18 protein-coding genes are annotated in these 18,514 nt (G+C 45.7%); 7 read left to right on the forward strand and 11 right to left on the reverse strand.

The window, feature by feature from the left end; all coding sequences use genetic code 11:
* Positions 1-14: 14 nt before the first annotated feature.
* The 3 genes from SDEN_RS01675 to SDEN_RS01685 all read right to left on the reverse strand — a co-directional run bounded on the left by SDEN_RS01675 (position 15) and on the right by SDEN_RS01685 (position 2,989).
* Entirely contained in the window at positions 15-737 is a 723-nt protein-coding gene (locus SDEN_RS01675; RefSeq protein ID WP_157599812.1) for a DUF6387 family protein, read from the reverse strand.
* A 5-nt stretch (positions 738-742) separates the two neighbouring features.
* A complete protein-coding gene (locus SDEN_RS01680) occupies positions 743-1,957 on the reverse strand; it encodes a tyrosine-type recombinase/integrase (RefSeq protein ID WP_011494779.1) in 1,215 nt (404 codons plus the stop codon).
* 168 nt (positions 1,958-2,125) lie between these two features.
* Complete coding sequence (locus SDEN_RS01685; RefSeq protein ID WP_011494780.1) at positions 2,126-2,989, reverse strand: YicC/YloC family endoribonuclease; 864 nt, start codon at positions 2,987-2,989, stop codon at positions 2,126-2,128.
* A 227-nt stretch (positions 2,990-3,216) separates the two neighbouring features.
* Between SDEN_RS01685 and rph the strand changes: the two genes are divergently transcribed.
* Entirely contained in the window at positions 3,217-3,930 is a 714-nt protein-coding gene (gene rph, locus SDEN_RS01690; protein WP_011494781.1) for a ribonuclease PH, read from the forward strand.
* A gap of 72 nt (positions 3,931-4,002) precedes the next feature.
* On the forward strand, positions 4,003-4,644 hold the full coding sequence (gene pyrE / locus SDEN_RS01695; protein WP_011494782.1) for an orotate phosphoribosyltransferase: 642 nt from the start codon (positions 4,003-4,005) through the stop codon (positions 4,642-4,644).
* A 154-nt stretch (positions 4,645-4,798) separates the two neighbouring features.
* Here pyrE and folE read toward each other — a convergent pair whose 3' ends face one another.
* The 5 genes from folE to coaBC all read right to left on the reverse strand — a co-directional run bounded on the left by folE (position 4,799) and on the right by coaBC (position 9,984).
* Positions 4,799-5,452 (reverse strand): GTP cyclohydrolase I FolE, encoded by a 654-nt coding sequence (folE, locus tag SDEN_RS01700; protein ID WP_011494783.1) that lies wholly within the window; start codon positions 5,450-5,452, stop codon positions 4,799-4,801.
* A gap of 179 nt (positions 5,453-5,631) precedes the next feature.
* On the reverse strand, positions 5,632-7,593 hold the full coding sequence (locus tag SDEN_RS01705; protein ID WP_011494784.1) for an alpha/beta hydrolase family protein: 1,962 nt from the start codon (positions 7,591-7,593) through the stop codon (positions 5,632-5,634).
* A gap of 104 nt (positions 7,594-7,697) precedes the next feature.
* Positions 7,698-8,291 (reverse strand): nucleoid occlusion factor SlmA, encoded by a 594-nt coding sequence (gene slmA / locus SDEN_RS01710; protein ID WP_011494785.1) that lies wholly within the window; start codon positions 8,289-8,291, stop codon positions 7,698-7,700.
* Between the two features lie 35 nt (positions 8,292-8,326).
* A complete protein-coding gene (gene dut, locus SDEN_RS01715; RefSeq protein WP_011494786.1) occupies positions 8,327-8,785 on the reverse strand; it encodes a dUTP diphosphatase in 459 nt (152 codons plus the stop codon).
* Positions 8,782-9,984 (reverse strand): bifunctional phosphopantothenoylcysteine decarboxylase/phosphopantothenate--cysteine ligase CoaBC, encoded by a 1,203-nt coding sequence (gene coaBC / locus SDEN_RS01720; RefSeq protein ID WP_041405634.1) that lies wholly within the window; start codon positions 9,982-9,984, stop codon positions 8,782-8,784. Before coaBC ends, dut begins: the two co-directional genes overlap by 4 nt.
* Positions 9,985-10,106: 122 nt before the next feature.
* Between coaBC and radC the strand changes: the two genes are divergently transcribed.
* The 4 genes from radC to argA all read left to right on the forward strand — a co-directional run bounded on the left by radC (position 10,107) and on the right by argA (position 12,900).
* The gene (gene radC / locus SDEN_RS01725; RefSeq protein ID WP_011494788.1) at positions 10,107-10,784 is read left to right on the forward strand and encodes a RadC family protein; all 678 of its coding nucleotides are present in this window, start codon (positions 10,107-10,109) and stop codon (positions 10,782-10,784) included.
* A 120-nt stretch (positions 10,785-10,904) separates the two neighbouring features.
* Complete coding sequence (rpmB, locus tag SDEN_RS01730; protein WP_041405635.1) at positions 10,905-11,141, forward strand: 50S ribosomal protein L28; 237 nt, start codon at positions 10,905-10,907, stop codon at positions 11,139-11,141.
* Between the two features lie 6 nt (positions 11,142-11,147).
* Positions 11,148-11,321 carry a 50S ribosomal protein L33 gene (rpmG, locus tag SDEN_RS01735; protein WP_011494790.1) on the forward strand — a complete coding sequence of 58 codons (174 nt, stop codon included), beginning with the start codon at positions 11,148-11,150 and terminating at the stop codon, positions 11,319-11,321.
* Between the two features lie 259 nt (positions 11,322-11,580).
* Entirely contained in the window at positions 11,581-12,900 is a 1,320-nt protein-coding gene (argA, locus tag SDEN_RS01740) for an amino-acid N-acetyltransferase (RefSeq protein WP_011494791.1), read from the forward strand.
* A 102-nt stretch (positions 12,901-13,002) separates the two neighbouring features.
* Here argA and rarD read toward each other — a convergent pair whose 3' ends face one another.
* On the reverse strand, positions 13,003-13,905 hold the full coding sequence (gene rarD, locus SDEN_RS01745) for an EamA family transporter RarD (RefSeq protein WP_011494792.1): 903 nt from the start codon (positions 13,903-13,905) through the stop codon (positions 13,003-13,005).
* A gap of 142 nt (positions 13,906-14,047) precedes the next feature.
* Entirely contained in the window at positions 14,048-14,512 is a 465-nt protein-coding gene (locus SDEN_RS01750; RefSeq protein ID WP_011494793.1) for a thioesterase family protein, read from the reverse strand.
* A 193-nt stretch (positions 14,513-14,705) separates the two neighbouring features.
* Between SDEN_RS01750 and recQ the strand changes: the two genes are divergently transcribed.
* Positions 14,706-16,547, forward strand: a complete 1,842-nt coding sequence (gene recQ, locus SDEN_RS01755; RefSeq protein WP_011494794.1) for a DNA helicase RecQ — start codon at positions 14,706-14,708, stop codon at positions 16,545-16,547.
* Positions 16,548-16,561: 14 nt separating this feature from the next.
* Here the strand turns inward: recQ and SDEN_RS01760 are convergent, their stop codons facing one another.
* Entirely contained in the window at positions 16,562-18,370 is a 1,809-nt protein-coding gene (locus SDEN_RS01760; RefSeq protein WP_157599813.1) for a tetratricopeptide repeat-containing diguanylate cyclase, read from the reverse strand.
* Positions 18,371-18,514: the final 144 nt, after the last annotated feature.

The raw sequence follows: 18,514 nt of genomic DNA on the forward strand, positions 1-18,514 counted from the left end.
AGATGAGATGAAAATTAGATTCTATGGGTTTTTATATCCACCTCTAATTGTTTCAAATAGCTAATACTCAAGATTTGTTGAGCATTTCTCTGAACTTTGTTTTGGATTTCAGTTGCAGTAAAGGCAGGGGTTTTATCAGCATTGACGATAGCCTCAGCAAACACTCTAGGTGGAATTTTTAAGTTATTGGCTTTGGCCCAAAGAGTTAGGTCTATATACTCAAACACATGGTTTTGAAAAATAGCATCGAATTTCTCTACACTCCTGAACTCGCGTTTAGGCTCTGGGATATTTGATTCTTTTCTGAGTTTGTCTAATAGAATTGTGAACTCATCAATAATTTCACTATTAGTTGCCAGCTTTAAATTCAGGCTTACAAAACCATCCCCAAATAGATTGCACATCCCAATTTCATGGACATATCTATTATCAGTGGCATCACAGTCCCTCATGACTTCTCCTGCTAATATCTTAAGAACAGGGGATGATATTAATTTTACATTCAATCCAAGAGCGTTGTATGCGTCATCTGGAGGAATGTCTAAGTCGTTTATAAACCGCTTATTAAATAGTAAAGATAGTTCTTTACACTCCTTTCCTTGTTCAATGTCTTCGTTGGCATGATGACGTAACCAAAGTTCATTCAGGATCACATCGTAACTTGCACGTTTCAAATGTATATATCGTTCAGGTGTATACCAGGTTGGTAATTGTGCAGTGCTTGATATGATTTCCATCTTCATCATCCGTTGATTATTGGGTCGAGTAAATCAGCCACTTTAGCGTGAGCTTCCTTGCGTTCTTCTAGGTAATCGTGGCGGTCGTAAATGCCCTCTACACCTTTGAGTTTGTGGTTTAAGCAGCGTTCGGCGACATGACCAGGCACACCTTGGGATGCAGCCAGTGTCCTGAAAGTTCTTCTTAAATCATGTGGGGTAAAAAGCAGCATATCCCCCATAAGGTTTGGTGGTTGCACCTTACGCCCTGGCTCACGACCAAACAGCTTAGAAATAGCTCTGTTAAGCGTGTCATTGCCCATGTGTGGCTTGCTTGAGGTTCGGCGAGCTGGAAAGACATAGGCAGAGCCACAAGATCTGATTTTAAGCTCATTCAGCCATTCCATAGCCTGGCGAGGGAGTGGAATGGTAATAGGTGCACCTGTCTTGCTTCTGCCTTCTGGTAAGTGCCAAAGGGCCTTATCTAACTCAAACTCATTCCACATGGCGCAGCATAGCTCACTCTTACGAAGGCCCAAAGTGACCAGCATGGCGCAGGCTAAATAGTTATCACGGGTGAAGCTCATAGCGTTGGCTTTGAATAGCTTGAACGCTTTTTCTATCTCAGGGAAGGTCAAGGCTCTGTCTTTGCTGAGTTCAACGCCGCCAGCGTCAGAAACAGTAAATGCACTGGCAGGATTGTTTCCTAATAGATCTAACTTGATGCCATGCCTGAATAACTGCTTCAAATACATTAACGCATCATTGGCGGTTGTCGGCCTTTCTTGAGCAATTTTCTGAACGATAGCCCTAATGTCCCTGGCATTCACTTGATCTATTGGGATTTCTCCGATGGCGGGCTTTATATCATTGCGGTATACCCGTTGTGGAATATGTGGGTGTTTAAGCCGCTTAACTAAGTCCGACTCGTACCAGTCATTAAATAAATCATCAACCACTTTGATGGATTGTTCTTTGATTCGTTGGCGAACAATAAGGGGATCTGAGCCAGCGTTTATATCCCGCTTTTGAATGGCGGCTTCCGCTTTAGCATCGGCAAGTGAAAGGTAAGGGAATTGCCCCAAAGTGATTTCTTTACGCTTGCCATTGGAGGTATAGCGCAGCATCCAATAAGGAGTGGCACTGTTTCTTACGACGAAGTAGAGGCCGCCACCAATAGGGTGCCTTTTGGGTTCACCATTGGCGAAAGTCTGTATTTGCTTTGCTGTTATTGTTGCCATTATCTTCCATGCCCACCATTGCTATTTTTGTTTGTGGTAGCTGCCCACCGTATTGCCCACCACAAATACTACAACAACTACGAACAAACAGAAACGGGTGAAAACAAAAAAGCCTCGAAAATTGAGGCTTTATAGGGTTTTTAGTGTTCTAGCGTGACCGCGGAAACATTACTCAACATTTTGTATTTGTTCCCTCATTTGCTCGATTAGCACTTTAAGCTCTACCGCGGCGGCGGTGATTTCTGCGCTGATGGATTTTGAGGCTAAGGTGTTAGATTCACGGTTGAATTCTTGCATCATAAAATCTAAACGGCGACCTTCGCTGCCGCCTTTCTTGAGGATACGGCGGGCTTCAACCACGTGAGCTTCGAGTCTGTCCATTTCTTCGGCGACGTCTTGCTTTTGTGCCAGTAGCACCATTTCTTGCTCGATGCGGGCGGGGTCTAGCTCACCGCTAATTTCGGCTAACCGGTTGGTGAGCTTGTCACGCTGGTATTGCATTACCATTGGCATGTGAGTGCGTACGGCGGCGATTTGTTCTGTGACGCCATCTAAACGGCTAAGTAGCATGTCTTTTATGGCAGCGCCTTCACGTCCGCGAGCTTCGATGAATTGATCTATGGCAGAGTCAAAGGCTGTCATGAGTTCTGCCCCTATGGCATCCATGTCTTGCTCGGCACTGGCGAGTACCCCGGGCCAACGCAAAATGTCGGTGAGGCTCACGTCCCCTTGACCGGCTTCCTGTTTTAACCAGTTGGCGGCATTAAGCAGCTGCTTGGCGAGCGGTTGATTCAGTTGCAACTCATTGCTGGAGTTGTCGGTTAAATCATAACGTAGATTGACTTCGATTTTACCGCGATTGAGGCGTTTACGCAGACGATCCCTAAGGACAGGCTCAAAGCTTCTAAATTGCTCAGGGAGGCGCAGATAAGTTTCTAGGTAGCGCTGGTTGACTGAACGAATTTCCCATGAGGCCGTGCCCCATTGGGCTTTGTGCTCGATACGAGCATAAGCTGTCATACTTTGGATCATTGGATATCCTTGTGGGTGCTGTTTTACTTTTAGGTGTCAGCGAATGTAAGTGCTGTCGGTCAAGTGTGTTTGAGCCTTGACCGATTATAGTCTTTTTCCCTTGTAGAGTTAAGGCGTTAAGATTAATACCAATATAAGCGTTAAGAGAATTACCCACTAACATGGTATATCGCTGCACTAAGCTCTATAATGTGCGCCCAGAATCGACACAGCCCACAGGACTTTTCATGCGCCCAAGTAAACGTACGCCAGCACAAACTCGCCCTATCACTATTACCCGTAATTTTACTGCCCATGCTGAAGGTTCAGTGTTGGTGGAATTTGGTGAGACTAAGGTTCTTTGTACTGCGAGCTTCACCGAAGGCGTACCGCGTTTTCTTAAGGGCCAAGGCCAAGGTTGGGTAACGGCGGAATATGGCATGTTGCCACGCTCGACTCACAGCCGTATGGACAGAGAAGCCGCTCGTGGTAAGCAGTCTGGTCGTACTCAGGAAATTCAACGTTTAATCGGCCGTTCATTGCGCGCGGCCGTTGACATGAAGGCCCTAGGTGAAAACACTATCGTTATCGATTGTGATGTTATTCAAGCCGATGGTGGCACTCGTACTGCGGCCATTACTGGTGCTTGTGTGGCTATGGTTGATGCACTTAACTGGGCTCGCGCTAAGAACATTATCAAGTCTAACCCACTTAAGTTCCTTATTGCTGCTGTCAGTGTTGGCATCTATAAAGGTGAAGCCATTAGTGACTTAGAATATCTAGAAGACAGCGCGGCTGAAACGGATATGAACGTGGTGATGACTGAAACCGGCAAAATCATCGAAGTGCAGGGCACTGCCGAAGGTGAGCCATTCAGCCACGAAGAGTTAAACGAGTTATTGGGTCTGGCGAAAAACAGCATTCGCGAGATCGTCGATGTGCAGAAAAGCGCATTGAATTAATCAGTAGTTAGGGACCTTATGGGTCCCTTTTTTTTACCCTTTTAAAGCCAATAGAAACAGTGAGGAGTCAGAGTGAAAGAGTATCAAGTAGCGTTTATTGAGTTCGCTTTAGCGCGTAAGGTATTAAGATTCGGTGAATTCACCTTAAAATCTGGCCGTACTAGCCCTTATTTTTTTAATGCAGGTTTATTTAACACAGGTGGCGACTTGGCGCGTTTGGGGCGCTTTTACGCCGCGGCCTTAATGGATGCAGGTATAGAGTTCGACTTGTTGTTTGGCCCCGCTTACAAGGGTATCCCTATTGCGACCACCACAGCGGTGGCGCTTAACGATCACCACAATCTGGATGTGCCTTATTGCTTTAACCGCAAAGAAGCTAAGACCCATGGTGAGGGTGGCAGCTTAGTGGGCAGCGAGCTTACAGGCAGAGTCATGTTGGTCGATGATGTGATTACTGCAGGGACGGCTATTCGTGAGTCCATGGATATCATTCAAGCGCATCAAGCGACGCTCGCTGGGGTCTTGATTGCTTTAGACAGGCAAGAGAAAGGCAAGGGTGAGTTATCGGCGATTCAAGAGGTTGAGCGAGACTTTGGCTGTAAAATTGTTTCTATCGTCAAGCTTGCCGATTTAATCAATTACCTATCGGCAAAACCTGGCATGGAAGCAGAGCTTGCTAGCGTCAGTGCTTACCGTGAGCAATACGGAATCTAGTTTAGGCAAGCTGATTAGCTAAGATTAGAAAATTAAAAAAGCTGCACAATAGTAATATTGATGCAGCTTTTTATTACACTTTTACCGTAATCCGTAATCCGTAATCCGTAATCCGTAATCCGTAATCCGTAATCCGTAATCCGTAATCCGTACTCTAGAATTTGGCTTGCTGTAAAAATTCGGCGCGGGTGGCTGGGTTGGATTTAAAAATCCCGCCTAAGGATGTGGTGGTAGTCGAGCTGGTAGAGTCCATCACGCCGCGAGATTTAACGCAGAAATGCACCGCATCAATTTTTACTGCCACATCTTTGGTTTCGAGCAAGGTTTGCAATGCCACTAAAATCTGCTGTGTCAGTCTTTCTTGTACCTGCGGGCGTTGGGCGAAGAAGCGCACGATGCGGTTGATTTTAGAGAGGCCTATGATTTTAGCCCGCGGTAAATACGCCACTGTGGCTAAACCATCTATGGTGACTAGATGGTGCTCACAGGTGCTAGTGAGGCTAATATCTTGCACCCTGACCATCTCATCGAAGCCCATCTTGTTGTCTATGACAGTGATTTTAGGGAAGTTGTCATAATCTAGGCCTGAGAAAATCTCATCCACGTACATCTTAGCGATGCGTCTTGGGGTATCCATCAGGCTGTCATCGGTTAAATCCAAGGACATCAAGGTTAAGATCTCACGCATATGGTGCTCAATCTTAATCTTACGCTCTTCAGGTGTTGAAGTTTTTGGCAGCATAGGGGTTTCTAGCCCACGCTCGTTCAGTGCAGCTTGTACTTTGATTGCGGCGTCACTTAATGCCATCTTATCCTCCAACGACTCTGTCATACTGCTAATGAGTGTACCTTAAAAACCTTTATGGCGTTACACCGCAAGGGGGAGGGAGAATAGCGTGATTTGCTGCAAATTAATACTAGAGGCAATAAAAAAGCCGACCTATTCAAATATCGGCTTTCTTTTATGCATTCATACTAGTTGTAAGCTTAGAGGTTAAGGTTGGCGTCTAAGAAGCTCAACATCTTCTGATAGTATTTCGCCCTGTGGTCGTCGTTATAGAAACCGTGACCTTCATCATCCATTATCATTTTTTCATAGGGATAATTACGGGCTTTGAGGGCCTCTTCCAGAGACTCTAACTGCTCGATAGGCGCACGCTCATCGTCGCCACCATGCACTAACAGCAGTTTGGCTTTGAGTTTGTCTGTGTTGTAACTCGGTGACATGGCTTTGAGTATGGTTTTATCTTGACCGAGTACTTGTTTTAAGAAACTCAAACCCGCGCTTCTCTCTGATATATCCCCCTCATCAAACATGAGTGGTAAGTCGTACACACCAGCAACACCTATGGCGCACTTGAACATGTCAGGTTCAATAATGGCACTTTGCAGCGCGCTGTAACCACCGAAGCTGCTGCCGACGATACACATGCGGTTTTTATTGGCAAATCCTTGCTCAATCACATGGTGGGTGGCATCGATAATATCATGCTGAATATCAAGCCCCCATTTTTGGTGGCCAGCCTTTTCAAATGCTTCTCCAAAGCCACCAGAGCCACGAAAGTTTACTTGAAGCACTGCATAACCTTGACTAGCAAAAAGCTGATTTTGCGGCTCAAATCCCCAGACATCACGCACCCCGTGTGGGCCACCATGAGGGTTAACAACTAAAGGCAAGTTTTTGGCTTCAAGACCGTGTGGTAGGGTGAGATAACCTGTAATTTCAATGCCATCACGGTTAGTAAAACTAATCGGTTTAACTTCAGCCATCAGCTCAGGATCTAGCCATTTCTTTTCTGAAAACAGATAGCTAAGTTTGACCTTCTCGGTATCGAATAGGTAATAATCACCAGGATTGCGATCGTTAAAAGTGCGTATTAACTGCTGTTTGCTGTCACGAGTTTCGCTGACAATATGTACTTGGTAGCCTGGAAATGACGCAATTAGCTGTTTAAGTTGAACACTGTGTTTGTCTTTATTATCAACGAAGGCATAGGTGGGGTAGCTATCTTGATATTCGACGCTATATAGCTGTTTAGTTTGTTGATTTACCCAATAGTCAGTGGGGTCTAGTTTTGGGTCTTGTAATATCTTTTGTTTGTCGCCAGTTTCGAGATCGATTTTATACACGCCTAGCGTTTGCCCCATTTCGCGACCGGCAGCATAAATACTGTTAGGTTTATCTGCAAAGGAGATAGGAGTTAAATCGCTGAGTCCAAGATTAAGCGTTTTGCTGTCTTGCCACTTACCATCGGCGCGATAAAAAACTTTGGTGTTATTGTTTTTATTTTCGCCAATGGAAAACCTTACTTCCCCTGTATGATCTGTCATAAAACGAGCGTAGCCAACCGGTGCTTTCATGACTTTTGTTCGTTTACCATTATACAAATCAACACGATAAACACTTTGGATTAATGAAAAGTCGAGTGAACGTTTACCATCCCAAGGAATGGCGTTGACCAGCATAAATTGTTTATTATCAGGTAGTGGATCTAATATAAAAGCTGTCGCCCTAATAGGAGTATTCTTTTTAATATGTGAACCAGTCTGTTGGACATTGCTATTGTAGCCAAACAGGTATTGGACCTGGGAGCCATCGGCATTGACGGCCATCAACTCGCCATAGTATTGAGGTACATTGGTCCAGCCTTTTAAATACACTTTTTGCAGTACGATACGTTCATTGTTGGCCCATTCATAATCACCAACTTGGGCATTACCAGGGAAGTTCAATGCATTAAGCAATTTCTTGTTGCTGGTATTTAAAATGATGAGCGTATCTTTGCCTTCATGATTGGTAATAGCACTTAAATATTCACCTGAAGGTGACAGCTTAACATTGGAGAATTCGGCACCACGGCTAAATCGTTCGGCTTGTAACAGTGAGTTTGCTTGAGCGGCATTTTGGCAGCACAACGCCATTATTGCGCCGAGAATGAGGGCTTTCATATACATCCTTGTGGATAATAAATTATGTTGACGGGATTTTACAAAAACAAGCATAAAATTAACAGGATAATCCTATCAAGCAGTTAACTTTATGCCTCGGTGCGTTAACTTCTAAGCAGTTGTTGCTGAATGAAGGTCCATTGCTCATCGAAGTGCAGTGTGGGTTTTTGCTTAAATTCGCTGCGGACAAACTGAGCGATGCGGCCTTCGGCAACCGCTAACAGCAGGTTTGCTAAGATGGCTTCGTCAAGGTTAAAGCCTTGGCCTTCTCTTAAGGTTTTTTCCCGCAGTATTTGCTTAAGCTGAGTTTCAATTTTGGCAAACAGCACACTGATGCGACTGCGTAGCCTTTCGTTTTCACCTAAGAGGGCATCGCCATTAAGTACCCGTGAAATGCCAGGGTTACGCTCAGAGAATACCAGTAATAACTGCAGCACTAATTGGCAGCGCATCATGGTATCTTTCTCTTCATCCATGATGAGATTAAGCCGCGATAAAATAGCGTCTTCGATAAACTCGATTAATCCTTCGAACATCCGTGCCTTGCTGGGGAAATGCCGGTATAAGGCCGCTTCAGAAACACCCACTTCAGCGGCAAGCTTAGCGGTAGTGATCCTTTGACCTGGGCTGGTTTCCAGCATTTGTGCCAGACACTGTAAAATGTGTTCGCGGCGATTTATTTTTGGGCTAGTGGCCATTACTATTTCCTTGGCTCAGTGACAACTTTAGAGGGCTATTGGGTACCTGAATGACCAAATCCGCCTTCACCACGATCTGAGCGTTCAAACTCGTCCACTAAGGTAAATTGCGCCTGAACCACAGGCACGAATACCAATTGTGCAAGCCGCTCACCTAAGGTTAGGGTGAAGGGCGTATCGCTTCTATTCCAGCAAGACACCATTAAGGGGCCTTGATAATCCGAGTCGATTAGACCCACTAAATTACCCAGTACTATGCCATGTTTATGGCCTAGACCTGATCGCGGTAAGATGACCGCGGCAAGGCTTGGGTCGGCCACATGGATGGCGATACCTGTGGGGATGAGCTTAGTCTCACCGGGTGCGAGTGTGAGCTCAGTGTCTACCATGGCGCGTAAATCCATGCCAGCACTGCCTGGGGTGGCGTAGGCTGGCAATGGGAACTGGGTTCCTATACGCGGGTCGAGAATTTTGACTTCTATAGGAGTTTTCATTGTGCTGTTAATTTTTGCTCTATCAGTGTCAGTAGTTGGCGGGCTAGGGTCAGTTTATTGGTTGCTGGTAAATGCTGGCAGGATTCTTTATCGAATACCACAAGTGCATTGTCATCGGCGTTAAAGCCCAAACCTTGAATAGAAACATCATTAGCTGCAATCATATCTAGCTGTTTTTTCTCTAATTTACCTCTAGCATACTTCTCAACATCTTGAGTTTCAGCGGCAAAGCCTACGGTAAAGAGTTTGGGCTTGTGCTGAGCAACCGTGGCTAAGATATCAGGATTACGCACTAGCGCAAGTTGCATTTGCTCAGCCGATTTTTTGATTTTATCTGTGGCAACCGTTGCGATGCGATAATCGGCAACGGCGGCGCAGCCAATAAAGATATTGTGTTCATCCACTTGGGCCATGACAGCCTCTAGCATCTGCTCGGCTGATTCTACATCGATACGTTTGACCCCATGAGGGGTGGCTAAATTCACCGGCCCCGCCACTAAGGTGACCTCGGCGCCCATTTCAGCGGCGGCTTTCGCTAAGGCAAACCCCATCTTGCCTGAGCTGTGATTGGAGATATAGCGCACAGGATCTATGGCTTCACGGGTGGGGCCAGCGGTGAGCAGCAATTTATGACCCGTTAATAGTTTGGGTGCAAAAAATAGTTCGAGCATATGCGCAATATCTAACGGCTCCAGCATACGGCCTGGGCCGACTTCACCGCAAGCTTGGCTACCTGATGCTGGCCCCCAGAGGGGAAAACCACGGCGCTGCAAGTTGGCTAAGTTATCTTGGGTGGCTAGATTTTGATACATCTGCTGGTTCATCGCGGGACATAAAATAATCGGGGCGCTGGTGGCTAAGCACGTGGTGGTGATCAGTTCATCGGCCATGCCTGCATTAATACGTGCTATAAGGTTGGCCGTAGCGGGAGCGATGAGCATAGCATCGGCCCAGCGTGCCAGTTCTATGTGGCCCATGCCAGCTTCTGCGGCGGGATCTAATAAATCGCTAGACACAGGGTGCCCCGATAAGGCTTGAATGGTCAGTGGGGTAATAAAGGCCTGCGCCCCTTGGCTCATGACTACGCGGACGTCGCAGCCGCGCTCTTTGAGACGACGGATCAAGTCGGCGGCTTTATAGGCTGCAATTCCGCCACCAATCCCGAGTAAAATTTTCTTACCTGTTAGCATGACATTCATCACCTAAGCTGAGTCTTAATTGCCGCTAAGATAGCATAAAGCGTGGCGGTTAGTGACACTCTAAACTGAAAATTTAGACCATACTCAGGGTATGCTTTGCATCATTCAGCCAAGGAGTGCAGATGGCCATTAAGGATTGGCCTCAAGGTGAAGGTCCAAGAGATAAACTGCTGCAACAGGGAGCGGCGCGGCTTAGTGATGCAGAATTGCTGGCAGTGTTAATTAGAAATGGCATCTCAGGCCAAAATGCACTCACCACGGGACGATTATTGCTCAGTCATTTTGGTGGTTTGCGCAGTTTAATGACGGCGACTGAGGACAAAGTATGTCAGATCCCAGGTGTTGGACCGGTAAAATATGCTCAATTACAGGCCGCAGCCGAGATTTCTAAGCGAATTTCTCGTGAAAATCTACAAAGAGGGCAAATTTTGACAAATCCTGATTTAACTCGGGACTATTTAATGAGACAATTAGCAGACCGCTCCTATGAAGTGTTCGCCTTATTATTGTTGGATAGCCAACATAGAGTGATCCAATTTGTAGAATTGTTCCGTGGTACCATAGATTCAGCCTCAGTTTATCCCCGTGAAGTGGTGAGCTTAGTGTTAGAAAAAAGGGCTGCGGCGGTTATCATATGTCATAATCACCCGTCTGGTATCGCTGAGCCCAGTCAGGCCGATAGGCGAATAACTGAGCGATTAAAAAATGCATTGGCAACTATTGATGTTTCTTTGTTAGATCATATGGTTGTTGGTGATTTTGAAATAGTATCCTTCGCAGAGCGAGGTTGGTTAAATTAAACACCACTTGACCTTAGCTTTGGGAACGTGTATAAAATGCGCCCTCTTTGTGCCTCGGGCGACGGCCATACGAGGCACATTAATGCTCGAGCGTTAAAAATTGTTTTGGAGAAGATTGACATGTCAAGAATATGCCAAGTAACTGGCAAGAAGCCAATGGTTGGTAACAACCGTTCGCACGCAAAAAATTCGACTCGTCGTCGTTTTTTACCTAACCTACAAAACCACCGTTTTTGGTTAGAAGAAGAAAAGCGCTTCGTGCAATTACGTGTATCTACTAAAGGTATTCGTATTATCGACAAGAAAGGTATCGAAGTAGTTGTTAAAGAACTTCGTGCCCGTGGCGAGAAGGTATAATAGAAAATGGCTAAATCTAAAGGTAATCGTGAGAAGATCAAATTAGTATCTAGTGCTAAAACTGGTCACTTCTACACTACTGAAAAGAACAAGCGTAACATGCCTGAGAAAATGGAAATCAAGAAATTTGATCCAGTTATTCGTCAGCACGTTATGTATAAAGAAGCTAAAATCAAGTAATTGATTTTTGATTCTTAAAAAGCCCCTCTCGAGGGGCTTTTTTTATGTCTGTAATAAAATGCACTACACTTGTCGAGAAAGATATATAACCACATCTGCGATAAAATGATTTAAAACTGCATTAAAATGCAATAGGATTGCGTTTTTATTGATGTCACATGCTTTGGAAATATAGAGTGTGAGCATTTAATCAGTCATATCACTAGCTTATTAACCGCGTGATATAGACTCTACAACTTAATTTGAGGTGAATGAACCTGTGAGAACCACTGAACTAGTAGATGGATTTCGTCACTCCGCCCCCTATGTGAACGGACATAGGGGCAAGACATTTGTCGTCATGCTAGGTGGCGAAGCCCTTGCCCACCCTCAATTTCGCGGTATTCTAAATGATGTCGCCTTGCTGCATTCCCTCGGCATTGAAGTGGTGTTGGTTTACGGTGCACGGCCGCAGATCGATGAGGGGCTTAAGGCCGCGGGTATTGAACCGGCTTACCACAATGGTGTGCGCATCACAGATGAAGATACCTTAAAAATCATTAAGCAAGTGGCGGGTGCATTGCAATTTGATATTACGGCTCGTTTATCCATGAGCTTAGGTAATACCCCGATGCAAAATGCGCAGATTAACTTAGTCAGTGGTAATTTTGTGATTGCTCAGCCTTTAGGGGTGGAAGATGGCGTAGACTTTTGCCATAGCGGTAAGGTGCGCCGCATCGATGCCTTAGGCCTTAGACGCCAATTGGATAATAACGGCATAGTGCTTATGGGCCCAATTGCCGCGTCAGTTACAGGCGAGAGTTTTAATCTCACCGCCGAAGAAGTGGCAACCCAGGTCGCCATTAAACTCAAGGCCGATAAAATCATCGGCTTTAGCGACACAAATGGCATAGTGGGCGAACAAGGCGAAGTCATTGCCGAGCTGATGCCAAATCAAGTGGAAGAGATGTTGAAAACCATGTCTCAAGATACCAGCGCCTCCATTGGCACTATGGCGTTCCTTAAAGCCAGTGTCGATGCGTGTCGCCGAGGTGTGCCTCGCTGCCATCTGGTGAGTTATCTCGATGATGGTGCGCTACTGCAAGAGCTCTTTTCCCGTGAAGGTATCGGCACCCAAATTGTTACAGAAAGCGCCGAGCGCCTTCGCCGTGCCAGTATTAGCGATATAGGCGGTATTTTAAACCTCATTCGTCCATTGGAGGAGCAAGGTATCTTAGTGCGCCGTTCTCGTGAGCAGTTGGAAATGGAAATCGAGCAGTTTATGCTGATCGAGCGGGATAATTTAGTGATAGGCTGCGCGGCACTGTATCCATTTGAGGAAGACAATGCCGGCGAATTTGCCTGTTTGGTGGTGCATCCCGATTACCGTGATGCGGACAGAGGCAGTGTGCTGCTTAATAACATCATAGGCCAGGCAAGAGTGCGGGGTTATGGTCGTCTGTTTGCGTTAACCACCCGCAGCATTCATTGGTTCTTAGAGCATGGCTTTAATATTGTCGAGGTTGATGCCTTGCCTAATAAGAAAAAGCAGTTATATAACTATCACAGACGCTCAAAAATTCTGGCGCTGGATCTGTAGCTGTGACTCTTTATTGATAGAATACAGATGAAACTACTCATAAAAAAATGCCGACCTATGTCGGCATTTTTATGTTTGTTTTTTGAATTAACCCCGAGAGTTTTACGCGTTTTTGGCTTTTTTATTGCGGCGTCGCTGCAGTAATAAATCGCTGACAAAGATCATTAATGCCACCCAAATAAAGCCGAAGGTGATGGCTTTTTCTATATCGAAAGGCTCATTAAACAGTTTTATCGCCAAGATAAACATGATGCTTGGGCCGATATATTGGAAAAAGCCTAAGATTGAAAACGGAATACGTACAGCAGCGCCCGCAAAACACAATAAGGGCACAGTGGTCACAACCCCCGCCGCTACTAAGGTAAGATTCAATGTCCAATCATTGGTGAGCATGCTGGCGCTGGAACTGTCTAAGGTGAGTAATAAATACCCTAAGGCGACAGGAGCTAGGATGGCGGTTTCCACCAGTAAGCCGGTTTTGGCATCCACGTTAACTTTCTTGCGCAGTAAGCCGTAAAAACCAAAAGAGGCGGCTAATACTAAAGACACCAGCGGGATAGAACCAAAAGAAATCAGCTGAATAATTACCCCTAAACTGGCTAATGCCACCGCCGCCCATTGCAGTTTTCGTAAGCGCTCACCGAGAAATAACATCGCCAGCAAGACGTTGAATAACGGGTTGATGAAGTAGCCAAGACTTGCATCTAGCATATGGTCGTTATTAATCGCCCAGATGAAAATCAACCAGTTGCCGGCTATCAGCAGGGAGGTGATAAGTAATACAAGCAGTTGTTTTGGCTGCTTAAAGACTTGCCTGAGGCGGCTAAAGCCTCCAACAAACTGCATCAGTACCACCATGAGTACAAAAGACCACAACACCCTGTGCATTAAAATTTCGAGGGGGGAAACCTGCTGAATAAGTTTAAAATATAACGGAGCAACGCCCCACAAGCAGTAGGCGCAGATAGCAAGAATGACGCCTTTACGGTATTCGAGTTCAGACATTGAATGATGACCTTGAGAATGAAGAGGCGATTGTAGGCGTCAGCCTTGCGAGACTCAAGGCGAAGTCATGATTCATTTACGCTTAAACTAAGCTGAAAGCGTAAACAAAACGATAATCTAAGCATTTTTATCAGCACAGCACTTAGCCCACCATGTAGGTGCCTGTGCCGAAGGCGATGTGAGTACCTTGTTCATTATGAAGCTCCATGCGGCACACAGACACCCGATTACCTGAGCGAATAACGCTGCCGGTGCCAGTAAACACCTCACCGCGTCCAGGCCTTAAATAATCTATGCGTAAATCGATAGTACCCAAAGTGGTGAGCCTTTCTTGCAGTGCTTCTAGAGTCCAATCATCATGGCTGGACACTAAGCCTGCAAACGCGGTGAGACCGCCAACAATATCTAATACAGTAGCAGTCACACCGCCATGGAGAATTTGCTGGTGAATGTTGCCGATTAACTCGGGCTTCATGGTGACCACCACTTCGACGCCATTTTCATCGTAACGCTTGATATCGAGCCCCAGCAAGTTATGGAAAGGCACGTGTTTATCAAACACCTCGGCTACTTGAGCGAGTGCTAAGGTTTTAATGTTATTGCTCATAGCTGTCCTTGTACTTATTGTTATTCATTGTTAACTCATTCATCACTGTGGATAAGTAAGGCTAGAGTAATTAATCTAGCCTGAGTTGGCTTAGGTTGCAAACAGGTAAATTGTTAGCTTTTCCCCTTTACGCCAAGACATAGGGCGCCAGCTGTTTTAGAATGTCGATCCCAACAGCGAGTGCAGAAGTGAAATGAATAATTTAAGCCCAGACTTGGACCCAAGATTAACGTCATCGGAAGATGAGTTGAGTGCACGTCTGCAGCAAGTATTCGGTTACCGCTCGTTTCGCGAAGGCCAGCGGGAAGTCATGGAGCGGACTTTAGCGGGAGAAGACACCTTAGTCATCATGCCCACTGGGGGTGGCAAGAGCATCTGTTATCAGTTGCCGGCTTTATTATTCCAAGGCTTGACCATAGTGGTTTCCCCTCTGATTTCATTAATGAAAGATCAGGTCGACAGCCTAATTCAAACCGGAGTACCCGCCGCTTATTTAAATTCATCTCAGCCTCGAGAGGTGAGCATGAATGTGTTAAGGCAACTGCACAGCGGTGAAATTAAATTATTGTACGTCTCCCCTGAGCGCTTATTGCGCGAGGATTTTATCGAGCGGCTGCAACATTTGCATGTCAGTCTCTTTGCCGTCGATGAAGCGCACTGTATCAGTCAGTGGGGCCATGATTTCAGGCCTGAATACGCCGAACTTGGCCGCTTAAAACAGTTATTTCCCCATGTGCCCTTAATGGCGCTAACCGCCACCGCAGATCAAGCGACTCGTAAGAGCATCTGTGAACGGCTGAATATCGAGCCTTTTTGTTTATTATCCAGTTTCGATAGACCCAACATTCGCTACACAGTGGCAGAAAAGCTCAATGCAGCAAGCCAGCTGAAGCAGTTTATCGCGTCTCAGTCGGGCAATAGCGGCATTATTTATTGCAGTAGTCGCAGGCGAGTGGATGAGGTTGCTGAAAGACTGCGGTTACAAGGATTAAAGGCCGAGGCATATCATGCCGGTCGCAGCCAAGAAGAGCGCGGCGACGTGCAAGATAAGTTTCTTAAAGATCAGCTCGATATCGTGGTTGCCACAGTGGCATTTGGCATGGGCATCAATAAATCCAATGTGCGTTTTGTGGTGCATTACGATATTCCCAAAAGCGTGGAAGCCTATTATCAAGAAACCGGTCGTGCCGGTCGTGATGGCTTGGATGCAGAGGCCTATATGTTGTTTGACCCTGCCGACATCGGCCGGGTTAGGCATTTAATTGAGCAGTCAGAACCCGGTCCGCAGCAGCAGGTGGAGTTTCATAAACTGCATACCATGGCGGCTTTCGCCGAGGCACAAACTTGCCGCCGCCAAGTGTTATTACACTATTTTGATGAAAGCGCATCAAAACCTTGTGGTAACTGCGATATCTGCATTAACCCACCTAAGCGTTACGATGGCAGTGAAGATGCTAAGAAAGTCTTATCGTGTGTATTCCGCTTAGGTCAGCGTTTTGGCATCAATCATTTGATTGAGGTACTTAGGGGCTCAAAAGCGGCCAATGTGCTGGATAGGGGCCATGACAAGTTATCCACCTGGGGCATAGGCAAGGACAAGAGTCCGGAACATTGGCTCAGTGTCACTCGCCAGTTGATTCATTTAGGCCTTGCCAGTCAGGATGTGACCCGTGGCTCCTCGATAACCTTGAATGATGCAGCAAGGCCAGTACTGAGAGGCGAACAGACCTTGAAGCTTGCCGAGCCGCGTATTCAGCTAGTCAGCAGTAAACGTAAAGCCAGTAATAGCCGCGCACCGCAACAGTATGATAGGCAGCTATTTGCGCGGCTTAAATTATTACGCCGTGAAATCGCCGAGAAAAACGATATCCCGCCTTACTTGGTATTTAACGATGCCAGCTTGGCAGAGATGTCAGCCATGCTGCCCACAAGCCCAGGTGAAATGTTGGCGGTTAATGGGGTAGGCGAGCGCAAACTGAGCCGTTTTGGGGGTGAGTTTTTAGATGAAATAAGCCAATATCTTGCTAATGGTTAATAGTTAACTAAGCGTTATTGCTGCCGCTTTAGATTACTCAGTTGATCTAATTGGGCTTTTTTAAGCAGTTGCTCGAAACTGTCTAATTGCTGCAAACTGGCAGCCCCCATCTCCACCTTACTGTCAGCTTGCCAGCTGTGCACGCTCATATTTACCTGTGTTGCAACTCGTCTTGCCCCCTCCAATGAGGTATATGGCAGGAAAATAATGATTTCATCTAGGGAATGGCGCTTGAGGGTATCCTGCTCTCGCAGCGTGTTTACAAGCAAGGTTTGCAAGTCGGCTAAATCAACCTGGCGGATTTTACTGATGTTGAGCAGTAAGATGCTTAATGGATATCCCGCTCGTTTAGCGCTCTTTAAGATGCCATTGACCTCGTGTTCTTGTTCATCAAATGGTCGGCTTAAGGGCGGTAGCTTGGGCTCTTTTTTGATGAAAAATAAGATGCTAACAAGCAGAAAAATTAAGCCAAGGGCCACTAAGCCATAGGTTTGGCCTAAGGTTAAATAATGTTGGCTTGGCGTCACGCTGGAGTTGTGGTTTGTAGGTTGAGCCTGTTCATTGGCTCTGGCTTTAAATTGTAAGAAGCGGGCCTGATTGATTTTAGCACTAATTTTTTTTTCAAGTGCGAAACGAAGCACTTGGTACTCGTAAGCTTTCTCAAAGTTCTTTTTATTGGCATAGTAATTAACCAGTACAGTATAAATATCTTGTAGGTCTAAGTTTCGGGCTGAGTTTTTTGTTAGCGCTATGCTTTGCTCGATTATTTCCAAAGCTTCTTTATCTCGGCCCTGTTTAAAGTAAATTTGTGCTAAAAGACGTTTTGAACGCGCTAATCGTATAGCTTGCTGATATTCGATGTAGATGTCGATGCTGGCTTTGATTTGAGCCTCGGCGCTGTCGAGCCGATTTCTGGTAAAATCAATGAGTGCTAAAGAGTCATGACTAATGGCTTGGTCTATAGGATGAGGAATCTCTGCAATGAGCTTTTTTGTCTGGTTAATATATTTATCTGCTAATGGTTCATCATTATTGCGCAAGCTTAAACTTGCTGAGTTAGTTAATATTAAATACTCCATTTTCCCCACAGCATTTTCATCCTCTCTGGCTTTGTCTGTATAAAAAATCGCCTGCGAAATATCTCCTATAGAATAAAATAAGCTGCCCATGGCCGTAAGTAGATAGGCCTTAGGCACTAATTGCCAGCCAGGCGATTGGGCCATAGCTTGAGGGTAGATTTCTAAGGCGAGGCGCAAGTCTTCCATGGACGAATTTGGATTTTCAATTTGCAGGTCTATGATGGCTCTTAGATAGAGACCATTAACAAGAGCTTGAGGCTGTTGATATTTGCGGGCTAATTCAATGGCGCTATCTATTAAGGCAAGGGCTTTGTCTATTTCACCATGATAATTTAAGGCATCGGCTTCACAGAGCACAAAGTAGGGGCTTATGGCGTCCAATTTGTATGCTCTTGCCTGAGTCAGGCCCGCTTTAGCTTTAAGTAAGGTAGCATCATGCTCGCCATATTCGAATAAATTGTAACATTGCAGTAGCGTTAAACGCAGTGTTTCAGCATCGGTTAACAGGTGTTGAGCGGCGGCTTGCTCTATTTGGCTTAACTGCGACTTAGCCTTATCTGAGTATTGATGATTTAGCAGGTTGATCCTGTCTAAATGTTCCTCAATTGAAGCATTAATATTATCGACGCGAATGTGAGCGCTTTGGCTGGCCACATGCTGGGCAGCTAACTCGAATGGCACCATAGTAAACAGCAGGGTAACTAGGCACAGAAAAGATAAATTCGCAGTTAACTTCATCGACATTTTGCTCATCATAAAGGCGTAAAAAACGTGTCAGTATACCTAGGTTTGACTCTCTGTGCAGGCTAATCTATTCAGGAGAATCTGCGGCAAAAAAGAACGCAATTTATGGCCGTGTTCAAAGTGAATGTTTTTCATGGAGTGAAA

This window comes from Shewanella denitrificans OS217, from assembly GCF_000013765.1.
Lineage (GTDB): Bacteria > Pseudomonadota > Gammaproteobacteria > Enterobacterales > Shewanellaceae > Shewanella > Shewanella denitrificans.